Genomic DNA, 16916 nt, shown 5'->3' on the forward strand with positions numbered 1-16916 from the left:
TCCGCAGAATCGTCGCGTCGATCGGCTGATTGATGAACCTCGGAACCATCGAGCGCCAGGCTTTCGGCGGTGTCCGAGTTTCAGCCAGAACCGTGTTCTGTGGAACGGGGGCCCAAAGGTCCTGCGGGGCCTGTCGGACCTGTCGGCCCCGTTGGGCCTGTGGGCCCGCAAGGGCAGCAAGGGCCGCAGGGCATGGCGGGCCCGGTGGGGCCCGTCGGACCGCAGGGGCCGCAAGGTCCGCAGGGCCAGCAGGGCCCGCAAGGCCCAGGAGGAACCTTGCTGGCGCGAGACGACTACGGTGACATTCCCAACGACGTGTTGACTCCGACGCTTTGCAATTCGCACCTCGCCCTGGCCCCGCTGGCGGTGAGTGCGCCGGTGACGGTGGCTGCAGGGCAGGTGGTGGTGTTTCATGCCGATCTGATGTTGGGCACCAGCTATGCAGATGGCGCGCCGGAATTGATGGTCTTTGCCTGCAGGGTGTATCCCACTGGGGAGAGCACTCGCTTTGGCATGGAGGGCCTCGGGTACGGCTTGACGGCTCCGGGCCGTGTGGCCATCAGCCGATCCCAGATTTACTTGTCCAGCAGTGCGCAGACGCTGCAGGTCGGCGTATGCGGGTGTGCCGACAGCAGCAACGGGCACAAGTGGAACGACAACTACATCTTCCATGTGTCCACGCAGCTGCTGCCGGTGGGCACGCCCTACGCGAGTGCAACGGTGGTGCTGCCCAAGGCTCCCCCCGATGGCTTGGCGGGCGCCAAGGGCCGCACGGCCAAGGTGCCGCCGCGGGGTCTCCAGCGCTGAGCGCTGATCGGGCCGGGGCCTCGGCGGGGCGCGACAATCGTCCAGTCGCCAACCGAATCCGGCCCTCCGATGCAAACCAGCACCGAGCAACTCTTCACCGAAGCCCGCACCGCCCGCGGATACCTGCCCTCCAGCGTGTCGGATGACACCCTTCGCGCGCTCTACGACTTGGTCAAGTTCGGCCCCACGGCTGGCAATTGCACGCCGTTGCGCATCGTCTTCGTGCGCACCGCCGAAGGCCGCGAGAAGCTGGCCCAGTGCATGAACCCTGGGGGTAACCAAGCCAAGGTGCGGGCCGCTCCGGTCAGCGCGATTCTGGGAACCGACCTGCTCTTCACGCAGCACCTGCCGCGCCTGTTTCCCAGTGCCGATTCACAGTCCTGGTATGCCGGCAACCCGCAGAAGACCACCGACGCGGCGATCCGCAATGCGCACATCCAGGTGGGTTACTTCATCGTCGCGGCCCGCGCCTTGGGGCTGGACGCCGGGCCGATGGGTGGGTTCGACGCGGGTGCGGTCGATGCCGCCTTCTGGCCGGGCTCGCCCAAGCGCAGCATCGTCGTCTGCTCTCTCGGCCAGGGAGACGCCAGCCGACTGCACCCGCGCGATCCGCGGTTGAGTTTCGACGAGGCCTGCACGCTTGCCTGAAGACAGCGTTGCAGTGGCGCGTCGCCCGTGTGACGTGACAGCGTGATCACCGACCCTTGGTTCTACGCCGCCGCGATCCCAGCGGTGGTGTTGATGGGCCTGTCCAAAAGCGGCTTTGGTGCCGGTTTTGGCGCCTTGGCGGTGCCACTGATGGCCCTGGCTGTTCCGGTGCCGCAGGCCGCCGCAATCATGCTGCCCTTGCTCGCGATCATGGATCTGATGGGGCTGGCGGCCCTGGTGCGTGAACGCGACAAGCCGCTGGTGCGGCTGCTGCTGCCTGCCGGGCTGGTCGGCACGCTGGTCGGCACCGTGCTGTTCGGTGTGCTGTCATCCAAAACGGTGGCGGGCATCGTCGGCGTCATCACGCTGGCCTTCCTGCTGATTCGCGTCGTGTGGCCGCCTCGGGCCGATGCGCCGCCACCCCCACGCTGGCTGGGGTGGGTCCTGGGCGTGACTTCAGGGTTCACCAGTTTTGTCGCCCATGCGGGCGGGCCACCGGTGAGCTTCTACCTGTTGCCTCAGAAACTGACGCCCGTCGCGTTCACGGCCACCATGGCCGTGATCTTCGCGGCCATCAATGCCAGCAAGTGGGTGCCGTATGCCTGGCTGGGCCTGATCGATCTGCGCAACCTGTCGACCTCGCTGGCGCTGGCCCCCTTTGCGCCATTGGGTGTGTGGCTCGGCTTGAAGGTGGTGCGGCGCATCGACACCACCTGGTTCTACCGGCTCTTCCACATCGGCATGGCGCTCACGGGCTGCAAGCTGGTCTACGACGCTGTTCGTTAGCTTTCCGTGCCAGCGGGGCCCTCGCAGGCCTTGCGATGGCTGCTTACATGGTTCACGAATGGACGCGCCATTTGTAGGAGGGGGCTCACAGTCAATCCACCTTTCGTCTCATGGAGATCGAGAAAGGGCGGGCTCAAGCTGTGAGCCATGGACCATCCGAACTTCACTCCGACCCGCCCCGTCCATCCCCACCGCGATGACGGATCCCTCGACAATGCGCTGTGGCAGCCGCCTTCGGCGGTCAACGGCGCGATTTCGGCCGCGGCCCAGCAGTGGGGCTCCGCGACGTCCAACGCCAAGCGTGTGGTACCCGCCGTGGTGATCGGCGTCGCGGTGGTGGCGTTGGTGGTCGGCATGAACTACAAGTTCAAGCACAAGGATCACGTCACCACGCTGGCTCAGGGCCAGGCGGTGGAGACGGTGATCGATGAGGCGCCACCGGCGGCCGGCCCTGCGCCGACGCCCGCGCCGGAACCCTCTGCCGTGGCCGCACCGCCTCCCGAAGCCGCGCCGCCGCAGACGACCGAGGCGCTGACTGCCCCGGTCTCGAAGCCTCGCGTCGAAGCGCCTGCGCCGCGCGTCGAAGCCCCTGCGCCGCGCGTCCCCACGCCACCGCCGCCGCGCGCGGTGGTGCGCAAGGAAGAGGCGAGCACGGCGCCCGCCGTCCCTCCGGCGGCGATGCCCTCAGTACCCGCCGCGCCCGCAATCCAGCCCGAAAGCGGCGCCATCCCGGCGCCGGCGATGCCGCCGGCCGCGCAGCCTGACACGGCACCTCAGACGCCGCCCACCACGCCCGCAACGCAGCCGGAGCCCGCTCCGTCGAACTGATGCGCCGAGGCACGCACCCATCTTGGCCTGGAGGCCGGGACGGGTGCGGGCTGTCTGATCAGGTCGTTGTCGCTGGCTCGGTCGCGAGCAACGGCCTCAGAGGCCCTGTCGCGTGGGGCTGTCAGGGGCCGAGGGCGGATCACTGGGCATGGCGGCGTGATCGTCCGCATGCCAGCCGGTCCCGCCGGATTGGTCGGCCCGCTGCGCACGGTCTCGGGCGAACATCTCTTCCAACTGCTGGCGCCCGGCCTTGGCGAGCGCCATCAGCCGCGCCCGATCGCCTCGGTGAGGCGCCAGCTCATGCAACTGATCGATGTTGTGCCGCCTGAACTTCAAGGCCAAAGTTCGGGCGTGATGGGGTTCGAAACCCAAGGTTTCCAGCACGCTGCGCGCCGACATCAAGGCCGAGTCGAAGGTCTCGCGCTCGATATGAACGACCCCGCGCTTGTGCAGTTCGTACCAGTGCTGGGCGTTGCGCGCGCGGACTACCAGCGTCAGCTGCGGGAAGTGGGCCTGCGCGAGATCGACCACCTGAAGGCTTTGTTCGACGTCGTCGATCGCCACCACCATCGCCTTGGCGCTGCCTGCCCCCGCGATGCGGAGCAGATCGAGCCGGGTGGCATCGCCGTAGTACACCCGCCAGCCCCATTTGCGCAGGCTCTCAACCTGCTCTGCCGAGTGCTCGAGCACGGTGGCCGCCAGCCCATTGGCAAACAGCAGGCGTCCGACGATCTGCCCATAGCGGCCAAATCCCGCGATGATGATCGGTGCATTCTGCGCCTCTGAGATGGGCGCGATCCCCGGCGTGGTCGAGCGGCCCGCCATGCGACGCGCCCACCACCGATCGGTGATCACCAGCAACAGCGGCGTCAGCAGCATCGAGATCGCGACCACCGCGACCAGAAGCGACGAGGTCTGCGCTTCGATCACGCCCGCTTGGGCGGCCGCCTGGAAGACCACGAAGCCGAACTCGCCTCCTTGGGCCAGCAGAATGATGAACACCGGTTGCTCGGCCAGCGGGATCGGCATCAGCCGGGTCATCACCCACAGCACCACCGCCTTGAGCACGAGAAAGGCTGCCACCAGGGCCGCCACCCACCCAGGGTGGGCCAGCACGGCGCCGAAATCAATGCTCATGCCCACGGCGATGAAGAACAGGCCCAGCAGCAGCCCCTTGAACGGCTCCAGGTCGGTTTCCAGCTCCCGGCGGTACTCGCTTTCAGCCAGCAGCACCCCGGCGAGGAAGGCCCCCAGCGCCATCGACAGGCCCACGGTCTGCATCAGCGCCGCGGTGGCCACCACCAGCAGCAGCGAGGCCGCGGTGAAGATCTCCGGCGTGTTGCTGTGGGCAATCCAGCGCAGTGCCGGGCGCAGCAGCAGCCGGCCGCCAAGAACGATCGCCGCGATCACCGCCACCGCCTTCAGCGCGCCGACCCAGCCTCCGCCCTGGCTGCTTTCGCCCGCCAGCATCGGCACCAGCGCAAGAATGGGAATGGCCGCGATGTCCTGAAACAGAGCGACGCTCAGCACGCTCTGTCCGGACGTCGTCGACATCAGGTTGCGCTCAGCCAACACGCCCAGGCCGATCGCGGTGGAAGACAGGGCGAGGCCCAGCGATGCCACCAGGGCCAGCCGCCAATCCACACCGAAGGCCACGGCGGCGCCGCACATCAGGGCGGCTGAGCCGAGTGTCTGGAAGCTGCCCCAGCCGAAGATGGGGCGCCGCAAGGCCCACAGCCGTTTGGGCTCGAGTTCCAGCCCGACAAGGAAGAGCATCAGCACGACGCCGAATTCGGCGAAATGCAGCATCGTCTGTGCATCAGTCACCAGCTTCAGGCCCCAGGGGCCGATGACGATGCCCGCTGCCAAGTAGCCGATGATGGAGCCCAGGCCCGCCAACCGTGCGAGCGGCACGGCCAGCACCGCGGCGCTCAGGTAGATCAGGCTGGTCAGCAGCCAGCTCGAGGAATGTGCTTCTTCCATGCGTCAGTCTTCGGGGCGGTCGGTGGCCGGCACGATGCAGGCCGAATCGGCTTCCAGCTCGGCCAGCTCAGGCCAGGCGGGGTATTGGGCCAGTCGGTCGGCATACAGCGCGGCGTGGGCGTTCACGGTGGCGTCGTCGACGCGGTGGGCAGCATGCAGCACCAGCGGGGGCAGGAACCTCATTCCAGCCAGGGCGGCGGTCTGCTCGGCGGGGGGCCAGAAGGCGTCGATGAAGTGGCGGTTGTGGCCGCTGGGGTGGTAGGCCTCTTCGCCACCGCCTGTGCTGACGGTGAGCCACAGGTCTTTGCCGCGCAGCGCATCGCCGCCCGGCCCATAGGCCCAGCCGAAGCCGAACACCTCGTCCAGCCACAGCTTCAGCAGCGGCGGCAGCCCGTACCAATGGAAGGGGAACTGCCAGACCAGCAGCCGCGCAGCGGCCACGGCCCGGCGCTCGGCGTTCACATCGATGAGGTAGTCAGGGTACAGGCGATAGAGGTCGCGCACCTGCACGCGGTCGGCGGGCAGCGCCTGGGCTGCGGCCATCAGGCGGCGATTGACGCGCGAATGCTCCATGCGCGGATGGGCCACCAAGACGACGATGTCGGGCGCGGCGGGGTCGGAAGTGGGCATGAAACTCAGGGCAAATGGCTGGCGGTGAGGTGGGCGGTGAAGCGGGCTGTGAGGCGGGCTGTGAGGCGGGCTGAGGGGGGGAGCGCATTGGCGGCCGCCGGGCTTCCCCGGGTCGGGCGCCGGCCGGCCGGCCGTTACCATACCTTTGATTTCCGTGGCACGGGCCCCATCGGGCCAAAGCAGGAGACCACAGCGCATGCCGGTGATCGCGATCGCAAATCCCAAGGGGGGCGTGGGCAAGAGCACCCTGGCCACCAACTTGGCGGGCGCATTGGCACGCCAAGGCCATGCGGTGATGCTGGGGGACCTGGATCGCCAGCAATCCGCCCGCCAATGGCTGGCGCTGCGACCGCCCGCCGCGCCTCGCATCGCCCCGTGGGAGATTCGCGCGGAGACCGGCCAGGTGCGCCCACCCAAGGGCACCACCCACGTCGTGATCGATGCCCCGGCCGGTCTGCACGGCAAGAAGCTGGGTGCGTTGCTCAACGTGGCCGACATCGTGCTGGTGCCGCTGCAGCCCAGCCTGTTCGACATCCAGGCCACCCATGGTTTCCTGGCGGAGCTGCAGTCGCACCCGCGGGCGCGGCAGATGCGGGTCGGGCTGGTGGGCATGAGGGTGAAAGACCACACCATTGCCCAGGAACGCCTGCAGGAATACGTGGCCACGCTGCCGGCGCCGATGGTGGCGACCATTCGCGACACCCAGAACTATGTGCATCTGGCCGCCCACGGGCTGACGCTGTGGGATGTGGCGCCCAGCCGCGTGGAGCGCGACATGGCCCAGTGGCAACCCCTTCTGGAGTGGATCGCACCATGACCGTGGTCCACATCCCCCGGCTGGCAGATCTGGCGCAGCGGGTGGGCGAGGAACTGGCCGTCACCGACTGGCTGGATATCGACCAGGCCCGCATCGACCGCTTCGCCGAAGCGACCGGCGACCACCAGTGGATCCACGTCGATCCAGCCCGGGCGGCGTCGGGGCCGTTTGGCACGACCGTGGCCCACGGGTTCTTGACGCTGTCGCTGTTGTCGTGGTTTTTCGAACACGGTTTCGTGGTGGACGACACCCGCATGGGCCTGAACTACGGCCTCAACAAGGTGCGCTTTCCGGCCCCGGTGCCGGTGGGCAGCCGGCTGCGCGCCCGCTTCAAGCTGACGGCTTACGAGCCGATCGAAGGCGGCGCCCAGTTGCTGGTCGAAGCCACGATCGAGCGCGAGGGCAGTGCGAAACCAGTGTGCGTCGCGGAGTCATTGACCCGCCGTTACGTTTGACGGGCTACGATCACATCCCGAGATCGAAAAAGCCACGAGCCTTGATGAAAGTCCTGCTGGTCGACGACCACCCGCTGATCCTGTCCGCCTTGAAGGCGATGATCGAGAACCTCAGCCCGGGCGTGGTCGTCAACGCCGTGTCCAGCGCCCGAGAGGCGCGCTTCACGCTGGGCGTGCAGAAGGACCACGACCTGATGCTGCTCGATCTGCAGCTGGGCGATGCCAACGGCTTCGACCTGCTCACCGAGGTGCGCCAGACCGACCCCGAACTCTCGGTGGTCGTTCTCAGCTCGTCCGACCGCGCGAGTGACGTCATCCATGCGATCGATCTCGGTGCGATGGGCTTCCTGCCCAAGCGCATGACCACCGAAGACTTGGCCGAGGCCTTGCGCCTGGTGATGGCCGGTGGCATTTACGTGCCGACCATGACCGTCAACCCCGTCCGCGATGCCGACGAGCCGCCCCCGGCGGCCGAAGCCCCCGCGCCGGCGACGGGCGAGAGCCTGCCGTCGTTCGAAGAGCTGGGCATCACCCCCCGCCAGGCGGATGTGCTGACCCTCCTGCTGCAAGGCAAGTCCAACAAGGACATCGCACGCCGCCTCGGCCTGTCGGTCGAGACCATCAAAGACCACGTGCAGGCGGTTCTGCGCGCGCTCGGTGTCAGCTCACGCACGCAGGCGGTGCTGGCGGTGGGGCAGATGACGCAGAAGCGGCGGGGCACGGCTTCGCGTTAGAGTCCGATAAGGTCCCGATAAAGCACGGGAAGCGGTCTGGTCGTTCGAGCCGGCGACGAGCAACAAGTCCACGAAGCAAGCATGAACAAGTTCAACACGTGGGGCCGCAGCCTCGGGATTCTGCTGGCGGCGGGGGCGTTTGCCATCGGTGCGTGCGCTGGCGAATTGCCTCGCTACAGCTGCGAAAAACTGGAGGGGGCCGATCTGGACGGCCAACAGGCCTTCACGGGGGCCATCAACGACAGTGGCGATGTCGTGGGCCTGGGCTTTTTTGCCAGGCGCCTGAATGTCATGACCGGAGCGCACTGGGATGCCGCTGGTCACGTCAGCTACTTGTTTCGAAGCCGACGGTTGCATTCCGGTGCCTATGGCATCAATGACGCCGGCCAGGTCGTGGGTTTTGCACAGCTGCGTGATGGCGGCGACCACCCGGCCGTCTGGGTCAACGGTGAGCCGTCACCGCTGCCATCGCTGTCGGGCGACGAACTCAGCGTGGGCAATGCCGTTTCCATCAACAACGAGGGCCAGATCGTCGGCTTCACGGACGTTGGCACGGGTCCCCAGACGCACGCCACGTTGTGGGATCAGGGCCGGGCGATCGATCTCGGTGCCCTCGACGGCGGCTACAGCAGCTTCGCCGCGGCGATCAATGACCACGGCGTGGTCGCTGGAGTCAGTGATGCGCCGACCGGTGGTCGCCATGCCGTGCGCTGGACCCACGGGACGATTCAGGACCTGGGCACCCTGGCCGGCGGCTTTCGATCGGAAGCGACCGCCATCAGCCTTCGCGGCGTGGTCGTGGGCCACAGCGATTCCGCTGAGCACCCCTATCGTCTGCATGCGGCCGTTTGGCGTGGGGGCGAGGTGATCGATCTCGGCGCGTTGCCGGGAGATCTGATGAGTGAGGCGCACGCCATCAGCGCGGATGGCTCGGTCATCTTGGGCCAATCAAGGGCCGACGAAGGTGAGCTGGCGCGCGCCGTTGCGTGGTTCGGCGACAGCACCGCGCCGGTGGCGCTGGACGATCTGGTTGTGGGTGGATGCCGCGACGGAAAGGGTCACCTGCGTTCACTGACGGCGGCGTCAGGCGTCAATGCTCGCGGCGACATCGCGGCCACGGCTGCCAACTACGGGCCCCATGGAGCGTTCCGGGTGTCGGCGTTCAAGCTGAAGCGGCTGTGATCAACCGGCCAGCGCTCGCCGCACGGAAGGCGGGCGCCCGGTGCGGGCCTGCCACGGGCTCAGGCGCTCAAGCCGGCGTGTACGCCAGCCGGACGTAGATCGGCGCGAACGCCTCGGCCTGCGTCAGCTCCAGCAGCCGCTCGCGTGCCAGTTCGAGCATCGCGATGAAGGTGACCACCATCACCGGGGCGCCGCGGGTGACATCGAAGAGATCCTGGAACTCGACGAAGCGCTCGCCTTGCAGGCGCTTGAGCACCACCGTCATGTACTCGCGCACCGACAGTTGCTCGCGCGAGATCTTGTGGTGTTGGTGCAGCTTGGCGCGCTTGAGGATGTCGGCCCATGCTTCGCGCAACTCGTCCACCGAGACATCGGGGAAGCGGGGCGTCAGCGATTGCTCGACCGTCACCTGGGCCCGCAGGAAATCTCGGCCCAGCTGGGGCAGCGCGTCCAGCCGCGCCGCAGCCAGCTTCATCTGCTCGTATTCGAGCAGGCGACGCACCAGTTCAGCCCGCGGGTCTTCCGGCTCGGCACCGTCGTCGGTTTTCTTCGGCGGCAGCAGCATGCGCGACTTGATCTCGATCAGCATCGCGGCCATCAAGAGGTAGTCGGCGGCCAGTTCCAGGTTGTGCTTGCGAATCTGGTCGACGTACTGCAGGTACTGTCGGGTGACATCCGCCATCGGGATGTCGAGGATGTTGAAGTTCTGCTTGCGGATCAGGTAGAGCAGCAGATCCAACGGGCCCTGGAAGGCTTCGAGGAACACCTCGAGCGCGTCGGGTGGGATGTACAGGTCGGTCGGCAGCCGGAAAAGCGGCTCGCCATACAGGCGCGCGACGGCAATGCCGTCGATCGCCTGCGGCATGTCCACGTCCGGCGAGGCCGGCGGCAGGCCGGCGGCGTCAGTGTGCGCCGCCGTGTTGTCGCTCACTTCGGCTGCGTCTGGTAGACGTAGGCCTGCTGGCGCACGCGCGCGGCGTCGTACTCTGACTGGGCTTCGCGGTCCTGGGCGCGATCCCACAGCAGCGCGCGGCCCGCACGTTGCTCGGCCTCCAGCGTGGGACGCTTGGCCTTCAGCTCATCGATGAACTGGGTGACTTCGGACTTGTAGGGTTTCCAGAACAGCGGCATGGCTACGCCTCGGCAGGCAAGGACAGGTTGGGGCTAACCCACCATTTTAGCCGCCGGGCCCGTGAGCCGGGGCATCGGCCAACCGCACATCCGCGACGGTGGGCACGATGTTTTCCGCCCCCAAGGTGGCTTCAAAGCCGGAACGGCGCACCAGTCCGAGTGGTTGGGGGTTCACGTTCGCGAGCACCAAGGCGATGCCGCGCCGATGCAAGGCGAGGTGCAACTGCTCCAGCGCATCCAGGCCAGACGTGTCCAGCGAGATCAGCCGGTGCATTTCGAGCACCACCGCCCGGGTGCCATCAGGTACCTGTGCCTGCAGCGCCTCGATCTTGCCCACCGCACCGAAGAACAGTGAGCCGAACAGCTCGAACACCTGCACGCCGGGCTGCACCTCGCCAGCTTCGAACGGTGTGACCCGGAAGAGGGTGCTCATCCGGTAGATGAAGAACGCACACGCCGCCAGCAGGCCCAGTTCCACCGCCACCGTCAGATCGAAGACGACGGTGAGCACGAAGGTGCCCACCAGCACCACCCGGTAGGGCAGCAGAAAGTGCCTCAACCGCGCAAATTCACGCCATTCCCCCATGTTCCATGCGACGAACAAGAGGATGCCCGCCAGCGCGGCCAGCGGCACGTGCAGGGCCAGCGGGGCGGCCGCCAGCACGATGGCCAGCAGCGTGGCGGCGTGCACCATGCCCGCCACGGGGCCGGTGGCGCCTGCGCGCACGTTGGTGACCGTGCGCGCGATGGTGCCGGTGGCGGGGATGCCGCCAAAGAACGGCACGATGAAGTTGGCCACGCCCTGCGCGATCAACTCCTGGTTGGGATCATGGCGGGGCCATTCGGTGAGGTTGTCGGCCACGCGAGCGCACAGCAGCGATTCGATGGCACCGAGCAGCGCGATGGTCACCGTGGGGATCACCAGTTGCTTCACCGTGGCCCACTCGAATCCGGGCAGCTCGAAGGCCGGCAGAGCCTGCGGGATGCCACCGAATCGGCTGCCGATCGTCTCGACGGGCAAGGCAGCAAAGTGGGCGAGCAACGTGGCCAACACCAAGGCCACCACCGTGCCTGGCACCTGGGCAGCATAGCGGCGCACATGCTGCGCTGGGCCTTGGGGGGCCATCGGCATCGTGTAGCTCTTGGGCCAGAGCACGACGACGCCCAGGCTCAAGGCACCCAGCGCCAGGGCCCAGGGGTTGAAACTGTCCAGGTGGCGCCCCAGCGTGGCGATCTGGCTGAAGAAATCGCCGGGCATCTTCTCGATCGACAGGCCCAGCAGATCTTTCAGTTGCGACAGGCCGATCAGCACCGCGATGCCGTTGGTGAAGCCGATGACGATGCTCACCGGGATGTAGCGCACCAGCGCTCCCAGCCGCAGCAGGCCCATGGCGAACAGCAGCACGCCGGCCAGCGAGGTGGCGATCAGCAGATTCGCCAGGCCATAGCGCTCGACGATGCCGTAGACGATGACGATGAAGGCGCCCGCGGGGCCGCCGATCTGCACGTTCGAGCCACCGAGCGCAGAAATCAGGAACCCGGCGATGATGGCGGTGAACAGCCCTTGTTCAGGCTTGACGCCCGAGGCGATGGCAAAGGCCATCGCGAGCGGTAGCGCCACCACCCCAACGGTGATGCCGGCGCCGACATCAGCAACGAGGTGGGGGCGGTCGTAGCCTCGCAGCGCGTCCAGCAGGCGCGGGCGAAAGCGGTGCAGGGTGATCGGCAATGACATGGGTCCTCCGGGAGATGCAAGACGCGGCGGCGGCGAGCCGCGTCGGAGGACCGCAGTGGTGGACCCGCGCGAGGAATCGGCGGCGGGGCGACAAGCCAACGACCTGCGACGCCTGGCGTCGCAGGGCCGATGGCTGGCGCCACAGGGGCATCAACGCACCCGCATGCCGGGCTGAGCACCCGGGAAAGGCTCGAGCACGAAGATGCCGGGATTCGCCTTCTCGTCGGCATGGCTGGCGGCCAGCACCATGCCTTCGGACAGGCCGAACTTCATCTTGCGCGGGGCCAGGTTGGCCACCATCACCGTCAGCTTGCCGATCAGGTCTTCGGGGCGATAGGCACTCTTGATGCCGGAGAAGACGTTGCGCGTGCGGCCTTCACCCACGTCCAGCGTCAGCCTCAGCAGCTTGTCGGAGCCCTCGACATGCTCGGCGTTGACGATCTTCGCGATGCGCAGATCGACCGCGGCGAAGGTGTCGATCTTGATTTCCGCGGCGATCGGTTCGCCGCCAGGCAGGGTGGGTGCCGCCTGAGGGGCGGGGGGCGCCTCGAACAGGGCTTCGAGCTTCTTCTCGTCGACCCGCTGCAACAGGTGCGTGTAGGTGCCGATCGTGTGCACACCCAACGCGCGTGCCGCGTCGGCGAACGCCAGCGGCTCCACCCGCAAGAAGGCTTCGACACTCGCGGCCAGCGCAGGCAGCACGGGCTTCAGGTAGATGGTCAGCAGCCGGAACGCCTCGATGCAGGTGCTGCATACGTCATGCAGCGCCGCGGCGTTGTCGGTGTTCTTGGCCAGCTCCCAGGGCTTGTGCTGGTCCACGTACTCGTTGACCTTGTCGGCCAGCGCCATGATTTCGCGCAGGGCCTTGCCGTACTCGCGCTCCTCGTAGAGCTGCTCGATGGCCTGCCGGTGCGCGCGCAGCGTTTCCAGCAGGCTGGAGCCCTCCACCCCCAGGTCACCCGACAGGGTGGACTGAAAGCGTTTGGCCAGGAAGCCCGCGGCGCGGCTGGCGATGTTGACGTACTTGCCAACGAGGTCGGAGTTCACCCGAGCCGAGAAGTCTTCGGGGTTGAAGTCGATGTCCTCGACGCGCGAGTTCAGCTTGGCGGCGATGTAGTAGCGCAGCCACTCCGGATGCAGCCCGAGATCGAGGTACTTCAAGGGCGAGATGCCGGTGCCGCGGCTCTTGCTCATCTTCTCGCCGCCGTTGACGGTGATGAAGCCGTGCACGAACACGTGATCCGGCACCTTGCGGCCCGAGAAATGCAACATCGCCGGCCAGAACAGGGTGTGGAAGGTGGTGATGTCCTTGCCGATGAAGTGCACCTGCTCGAGCGACGGGTCGGCCAGCAGGCTCTCCATGCTCAGGCCCTTCTTGCCGCAGTAGTTGGCGAGCGAGGCCAGGTAGCCGATCGGCGCATCGAGCCACACGTAGAAGTACTTGCCCGGCGCATCGGGGATCTCGATGCCGAAGTAAGGCGCATCGCGGGAGATGTCCCAATCGCCCAGCGCCGTCTTGCCCGTCTCGTCGGTGACGAACCATTCCTTGATCTTGTTCAGCACCTCGGGCTGCAGGCGGCCCGGCTCGTTCATCCAGCCCTGCAGGAATTCGACACAGCGGGGGTCGGAGAGTCTGAAGAAATAGTGCTCGCTGCTCTTGATGACGGGCGTGGCGCCCGATAGAGCGGAATACGGGTTCTTCAGGTCGGTGGGCGCGTAGACGGCGCCGCAGTTCTCGCAGTTGTCGCCGTACTGGTCTTTCGTGCCGCACTTCGGGCACTCGCCCTTGATGAACCGATCCGGCAGGAACATGCCCTTTTCCGGATCGAAGAACTGCTCGATCGTCTTGACGTCGATGAGTTCGTTCTTGCGCAGCGCCAGGTAAACCTCCTTGGCGAGCGCATGGTTCTCGGGGCCATCGGTCGAATGCCAGTTGTCGAAGGCGATGTGGAAGCCCTCGAGGTACTTGGCGCGGCCTGCCGCGACTTCGGCCACATAGGCTTGCGGCGTCTTGCCTGCCTTTTCCGCGGCGATCATGATCGGCGCGCCGTGGGTGTCATCGGCGCAGACGAAATGCACCTCCGAGCCGCGCATGCGCTGGAACCTCACCCAGATGTCCGCCTGGATGTACTCCATCATGTGCCCGATGTGGAAGGGCGCGTTGGCGTAGGGCAGGGCGGTGGTGACGAAGAGCTTGCGGGTCATGGTGTTTTGAACCAACGGCGCCGGCAGAGCCGCACGCCTCAGGGTAAAACACGATTCTAGGCGTGGCCCATGCGCAGCGGGCCCCCTTTGAAGCCGTCGAGGCTTGCCAAGGGTGGTCGACGGGGCTGCGCGAGGAGACTGAATGAGATTCCATTTCGCGGTGCCGGTGGCCCTTGCGTTGGCCGGCTGCGCCAGCCTTCGCTATGCGCCAGCCGACCTGCCGGCCGGCGCCTCGATGCAGCAGGTGCAATCCCAATTGGGCGAGCCCACCGGGCGCTACCCTCGGCCCGAGGGCGGTGAGCGCCTGGAGTTCGCACGTGGCCCGTACGGCCGGCACACCTACATGGTCGATCTCGATGCCGGTGGGCGCGTGCTGCAGTGGACGCAGGTGCTGCGGGAGGACGTGTTCAATGAGGTGGCGCCAGGCCTCAGTGCCAGCGACTTGCGCTACAAACTCGGCCGGCCTGCCAAGCAGTTCGGTATCTGGCGCGGCGCGACCGTCTGGGCGTGGCGGTATGAAACGCCCTTTTGCCAGTGGTTCATGGTCACCGTGGAGCCGAGCGGCGTGGTGCGTGACGCTGGCTACGGCCCTGACCCCATTTGTGAAGTGAACGAGAAAGAAGAGACACGATGACGCTGCGGTTGCACGGCATTCCCAACTGCGACACCGTCAAGCGGGCGCGCGCATGGTTGACCGAACAGGGTCGAGCCCACGAGTTCATTGATTTCAAGAAGGCGGGTGCCAGCCGGGCCGACTTGGAGCGCTGGGCAGCCGCTGTCGGGTGGGAGAAGCTTCTCAATCGGCAGGGCACCACCTGGCGCAAGCTGGCACCCGAGGTGCAGGCCGGGGTGACCGACGCTTCCAGTGCTGTCCAACTGATGCAGGCCCAGACCAGCGTGATCAAGCGGCCGGTGGTCGAATGGCCTGACGGCTCCGTCACTGTCGGGTTTTCCCCAGAGGTCTGGCAAGCGAAGCGAGCGGGCTGAGCACAGTCTGCTCGCCTGTTTGTTACACGGCTTAGCAGCCGGGCGCGGCGACGACGGGGTAGGCACGCCGTTTGCCGTTGCAAACGGTTTCGAATCGGCTCCCAAGTGGGAGCTGGTGGCGCTTCATCATTGCGGTTGGGATTGACAGGCAGGCCGTACTGTTCATTCGAACAGGCAGTTCCGCCCACCACGACGATGATGCGACACCATGAGCGGGAGGGCCGCGCCGAGCGGCGTTGGTTGGCAATGGCCGGCGCCGCCGTGCTGGCGCTGGCCGGGTGCGGCGGCGGTGCGGAAGACAGCACCGCCACGGCCGAAGAAGGGCAGCAACGTGCCTCGGCCCTGGCCAGCGACGTGCGGGCCGAGGGCACCCAGGCCTTCGTGACGAGCCAGATGGACGCGGTGCGCCTGGCCCATCAGGCCACATTCGGGCCGTCGGAGTCTCTCGTCAATGAGATCCGCACCAAAGGCCCCAAGGCGTGGATCGTCAGCCAACTGGGGCTGTCGTTGTCCCGCTACAAGCTCGGCGGCGACAACTCGCCCGACAAGAACACCTCGACGACCGAGTTCTGTCAGCTGCCCGATCAGGTCAAGAACCCGAACTGCTGGCGCGATTACTTCTCGAGCGAGCCGTTGCTGTGGGATTTTTACCGCAATGCGGTTCGCAACAACGACCAGTTGCGGCAGCGGGTGTCCCTGGCCCTGAGCCAGTTGCTGGTGATCAGCAACGTGGACGTCGACGGCACCTACGGCCTGCGCCTGTTCTACAACAACATGATCACCGGGGCCTTCGGCAACTACCGTGATCTGCTGCGCCAGGTTGCGGTGTCGCCGATGATGGGCGAGTACCTCAACCATGTGAACAACGATCAGGCGGCGCCGAACGAAAACTTCGCCCGCGAACTGCTGCAGTTGTTCACCATCGGCCCCTGCAAGCTGAACATGGACGGCACGCTGGTGGGCGGCCGTTGCGCGGCCACCTACGACAACGACCGCGTCCGCTCTTACGCCTATGCGCTGACCGGCTGGACCTACCCGCCCGGTGGTGCTGACCGGTGGGGCTGCCACCCCGACGGCGCCAATTGCAAGTACCTCTACGGCGACATGGTGCCGGCGGCAGGCACGTTGCGCGACACCAAGCAGCGCAGCCTGCTGTCGAACGTGCTGGTGCCCGCGGGTACCCCTGCACCCAAGGCGCTGGAGAAGGTGTTGGACAGCTTGATGAGCCATCCCAACATCGCGCCGTACGTGGGCAAGCACATGATCCAGCAATTGGTCACCAGCAACCCGTCACCAGAGTACGTGACGCGTGTGGCCAAGGCTTTCAACACCGGCAAGTACGACGACATCGGCACCGGCAAGAAAGGTGACATGGCCGCGGTGACGGCCGCCGTGTTGCTCGACAAGGAAGCCCGCAACGAGAAGCCAGGCGCGCAATTCGGCCGCCTGCGCGAGCCGATCCAGTTGTTCACGGGTGCCATCCGCGCCATCGGCGGGGACACCGATGGCAACGCGCTGGGTTTTTGGCAGGGCGAAAACCTGAGCCAGCACACCTTCCGCTCGCCGACGGTCTTCAACTACTACTCGCAGGATTTCCCGCTCAGTGGCAGCAAGTTGATCGCCCCGCCGTTTGGCATCCACAACGCGAGCACGGCCCTCAATCGACTGAGCTACCTGACGATGCTCTTCGACTGGGGCGGGGCCGATCCGCAGAAGGATGTGCCTGGGGCTGTCGGCACCAAGCTGAACTACGACGCGTGGCTGACCGACGCCGCGGACGCCACCAAGCTGGTTGATCGCATGAGCCGCTTGGTGCTGGGCGAAAACCTGCCTGAGCCAGCCCGCACGAAGGTGATCGAGGCGGTGGCCCACTTCGACAACGACAACTACCCCGGGGAATGGCGCCGTCAGCGCGTTCAACGGGCCGGCTGGCTCGTGCTGAGTTCCCCCCAGTACCAGATCGTGCGCTGAAGACGCAGCAGAGTTTC

17 protein-coding genes are annotated in these 16916 nt (G+C 66.6%); 11 read left to right on the forward strand and 6 right to left on the reverse strand.

The window, feature by feature from the left end; all coding sequences use genetic code 11:
• Nucleotides 1-276: 276 nt before the first annotated feature.
• From AACH06_RS05575 to AACH06_RS05590, 4 genes are all read left to right on the forward strand, one after another.
• Nucleotides 277-807 carry a hypothetical protein gene (locus AACH06_RS05575; protein WP_341424635.1) on the forward strand — a complete coding sequence of 177 codons (531 nt, stop codon included), beginning with the start codon at nucleotides 277-279 and terminating at the stop codon, nucleotides 805-807.
• A 69-nt stretch (nucleotides 808-876) separates the two neighbouring features.
• On the forward strand, nucleotides 877-1455 hold the full coding sequence (locus AACH06_RS05580) for a malonic semialdehyde reductase (RefSeq protein WP_341424636.1): 579 nt from the start codon (nucleotides 877-879) through the stop codon (nucleotides 1453-1455).
• 42 nt (nucleotides 1456-1497) lie between these two features.
• Entirely contained in the window at nucleotides 1498-2241 is a 744-nt protein-coding gene (locus AACH06_RS05585) for a sulfite exporter TauE/SafE family protein (RefSeq protein ID WP_341424637.1), read from the forward strand.
• Nucleotides 2242-2388: 147 nt separating this feature from the next.
• Nucleotides 2389-3069: a hypothetical protein gene (locus AACH06_RS05590; protein ID WP_341424638.1), complete on the forward strand. Its 681-nt coding sequence runs from the start codon at nucleotides 2389-2391 to the stop codon at nucleotides 3067-3069.
• A 96-nt stretch (nucleotides 3070-3165) separates the two neighbouring features.
• Here the strand turns inward: AACH06_RS05590 and kefC are convergent, their stop codons facing one another.
• Complete coding sequence (gene kefC / locus AACH06_RS05595; RefSeq protein WP_341424639.1) at nucleotides 3166-5052, reverse strand: glutathione-regulated potassium-efflux system protein KefC; 1887 nt, start codon at nucleotides 5050-5052, stop codon at nucleotides 3166-3168.
• A 3-nt stretch (nucleotides 5053-5055) separates the two neighbouring features.
• Complete coding sequence (gene kefF, locus AACH06_RS05600; RefSeq protein ID WP_341424640.1) at nucleotides 5056-5682, reverse strand: glutathione-regulated potassium-efflux system oxidoreductase KefF; 627 nt, start codon at nucleotides 5680-5682, stop codon at nucleotides 5056-5058.
• A gap of 196 nt (nucleotides 5683-5878) precedes the next feature.
• On the opposite strand from kefF, the gene AACH06_RS05605 reads away from it, so the two are divergent.
• The 4 genes from AACH06_RS05605 to AACH06_RS05620 all read left to right on the forward strand — a co-directional run bounded on the left by AACH06_RS05605 (nucleotide 5879) and on the right by AACH06_RS05620 (nucleotide 8870).
• Nucleotides 5879-6499 carry a nucleotide-binding protein gene (locus tag AACH06_RS05605; protein ID WP_341424641.1) on the forward strand — a complete coding sequence of 207 codons (621 nt, stop codon included), beginning with the start codon at nucleotides 5879-5881 and terminating at the stop codon, nucleotides 6497-6499.
• Nucleotides 6496-6954, forward strand: coding sequence for a MaoC family dehydratase (locus tag AACH06_RS05610; protein ID WP_341424642.1), 459 nt, complete (start codon nucleotides 6496-6498; stop codon nucleotides 6952-6954). Before AACH06_RS05605 ends, AACH06_RS05610 begins: the two co-directional genes overlap by 4 nt.
• Nucleotides 6955-6998: 44 nt before the next feature.
• A complete protein-coding gene (locus AACH06_RS05615) occupies nucleotides 6999-7688 on the forward strand; it encodes a response regulator (protein ID WP_341424643.1) in 690 nt (229 codons plus the stop codon).
• An 81-nt stretch (nucleotides 7689-7769) separates the two neighbouring features.
• Nucleotides 7770-8870, forward strand: coding sequence for a hypothetical protein (locus tag AACH06_RS05620; protein ID WP_341424644.1), 1101 nt, complete (start codon nucleotides 7770-7772; stop codon nucleotides 8868-8870).
• Between the two features lie 67 nt (nucleotides 8871-8937).
• Here the strand turns inward: AACH06_RS05620 and AACH06_RS05625 are convergent, their stop codons facing one another.
• The 4 genes from AACH06_RS05625 to metG all read right to left on the reverse strand — a co-directional run bounded on the left by AACH06_RS05625 (nucleotide 8938) and on the right by metG (nucleotide 13941).
• Entirely contained in the window at nucleotides 8938-9735 is a 798-nt protein-coding gene (locus AACH06_RS05625; protein WP_341424693.1) for a segregation and condensation protein A, read from the reverse strand.
• Between the two features lie 62 nt (nucleotides 9736-9797).
• Nucleotides 9798-10001: a DUF3460 family protein gene (locus AACH06_RS05630; RefSeq protein ID WP_341424645.1), complete on the reverse strand. Its 204-nt coding sequence runs from the start codon at nucleotides 9999-10001 to the stop codon at nucleotides 9798-9800.
• Between the two features lie 46 nt (nucleotides 10002-10047).
• Nucleotides 10048-11736, reverse strand: a complete 1689-nt coding sequence (locus AACH06_RS05635) for a SulP family inorganic anion transporter (RefSeq protein ID WP_341424646.1) — start codon at nucleotides 11734-11736, stop codon at nucleotides 10048-10050.
• Between the two features lie 150 nt (nucleotides 11737-11886).
• On the reverse strand, nucleotides 11887-13941 hold the full coding sequence (metG, locus tag AACH06_RS05640; protein ID WP_341424647.1) for a methionine--tRNA ligase: 2055 nt from the start codon (nucleotides 13939-13941) through the stop codon (nucleotides 11887-11889).
• Between the two features lie 142 nt (nucleotides 13942-14083).
• Between metG and AACH06_RS05645 the strand changes: the two genes are divergently transcribed.
• The 3 genes from AACH06_RS05645 to AACH06_RS05655 all read left to right on the forward strand — a co-directional run bounded on the left by AACH06_RS05645 (nucleotide 14084) and on the right by AACH06_RS05655 (nucleotide 16899).
• Complete coding sequence (locus AACH06_RS05645; RefSeq protein WP_341424648.1) at nucleotides 14084-14575, forward strand: hypothetical protein; 492 nt, start codon at nucleotides 14084-14086, stop codon at nucleotides 14573-14575.
• Nucleotides 14572-14928 (forward strand): arsenate reductase, encoded by a 357-nt coding sequence (locus AACH06_RS05650; RefSeq protein WP_341424649.1) that lies wholly within the window; start codon nucleotides 14572-14574, stop codon nucleotides 14926-14928. The genes AACH06_RS05645 and AACH06_RS05650 overlap by 4 nt, the downstream gene beginning before the upstream one ends.
• Nucleotides 14929-15123: 195 nt before the next feature.
• Complete coding sequence (locus tag AACH06_RS05655; RefSeq protein WP_341424650.1) at nucleotides 15124-16899, forward strand: DUF1800 domain-containing protein; 1776 nt, start codon at nucleotides 15124-15126, stop codon at nucleotides 16897-16899.
• Nucleotides 16900-16916 lie beyond the last annotated feature (17 nt).

The organism is Ideonella lacteola (assembly GCF_038066555.1).
Lineage (GTDB): Bacteria > Pseudomonadota > Gammaproteobacteria > Burkholderiales > Burkholderiaceae_C > Ideonella > Ideonella lacteola.

Coding starts and splice junctions, on each gene's coding strand:
- AACH06_RS05580 (WP_341424636.1), top strand. CDS start 877: ATGCAAACCAGCACCGAGCAACTCTTCACCGAAGCCCGCACCGCCCGC.
- AACH06_RS05590 (WP_341424638.1), top strand. CDS start 2,389: ATGGACCATCCGAACTTCACTCCGACCCGCCCCGTCCATCCCCACCGC.
- kefC (WP_341424639.1), bottom strand. CDS start 5,052: ATGGAAGAAGCACATTCCTCGAGCTGGCTGCTGACCAGCCTGATCTAC.
- kefF (WP_341424640.1), bottom strand. CDS start 5,682: ATGCCCACTTCCGACCCCGCCGCGCCCGACATCGTCGTCTTGGTGGCC.
- AACH06_RS05605 (WP_341424641.1), top strand. CDS start 5,879: ATGCCGGTGATCGCGATCGCAAATCCCAAGGGGGGCGTGGGCAAGAGC.
- AACH06_RS05610 (WP_341424642.1), top strand. CDS start 6,496: ATGACCGTGGTCCACATCCCCCGGCTGGCAGATCTGGCGCAGCGGGTG.
- AACH06_RS05615 (WP_341424643.1), top strand. CDS start 6,999: ATGAAAGTCCTGCTGGTCGACGACCACCCGCTGATCCTGTCCGCCTTG.
- AACH06_RS05620 (WP_341424644.1), top strand. CDS start 7,770: ATGAACAAGTTCAACACGTGGGGCCGCAGCCTCGGGATTCTGCTGGCG.
- AACH06_RS05625 (WP_341424693.1), bottom strand. CDS start 9,735: ATGCCGCAGGCGATCGACGGCATTGCCGTCGCGCGCCTGTATGGCGAG.
- AACH06_RS05630 (WP_341424645.1), bottom strand. CDS start 10,001: ATGCCGCTGTTCTGGAAACCCTACAAGTCCGAAGTCACCCAGTTCATC.
- AACH06_RS05635 (WP_341424646.1), bottom strand. CDS start 11,736: ATGTCATTGCCGATCACCCTGCACCGCTTTCGCCCGCGCCTGCTGGAC.
- metG (WP_341424647.1), bottom strand. CDS start 13,941: ATGACCCGCAAGCTCTTCGTCACCACCGCCCTGCCCTACGCCAACGCG.
- AACH06_RS05645 (WP_341424648.1), top strand. CDS start 14,084: ATGAGATTCCATTTCGCGGTGCCGGTGGCCCTTGCGTTGGCCGGCTGC.
- AACH06_RS05650 (WP_341424649.1), top strand. CDS start 14,572: ATGACGCTGCGGTTGCACGGCATTCCCAACTGCGACACCGTCAAGCGG.
- AACH06_RS05655 (WP_341424650.1), top strand. CDS start 15,124: ATGATGCGACACCATGAGCGGGAGGGCCGCGCCGAGCGGCGTTGGTTG.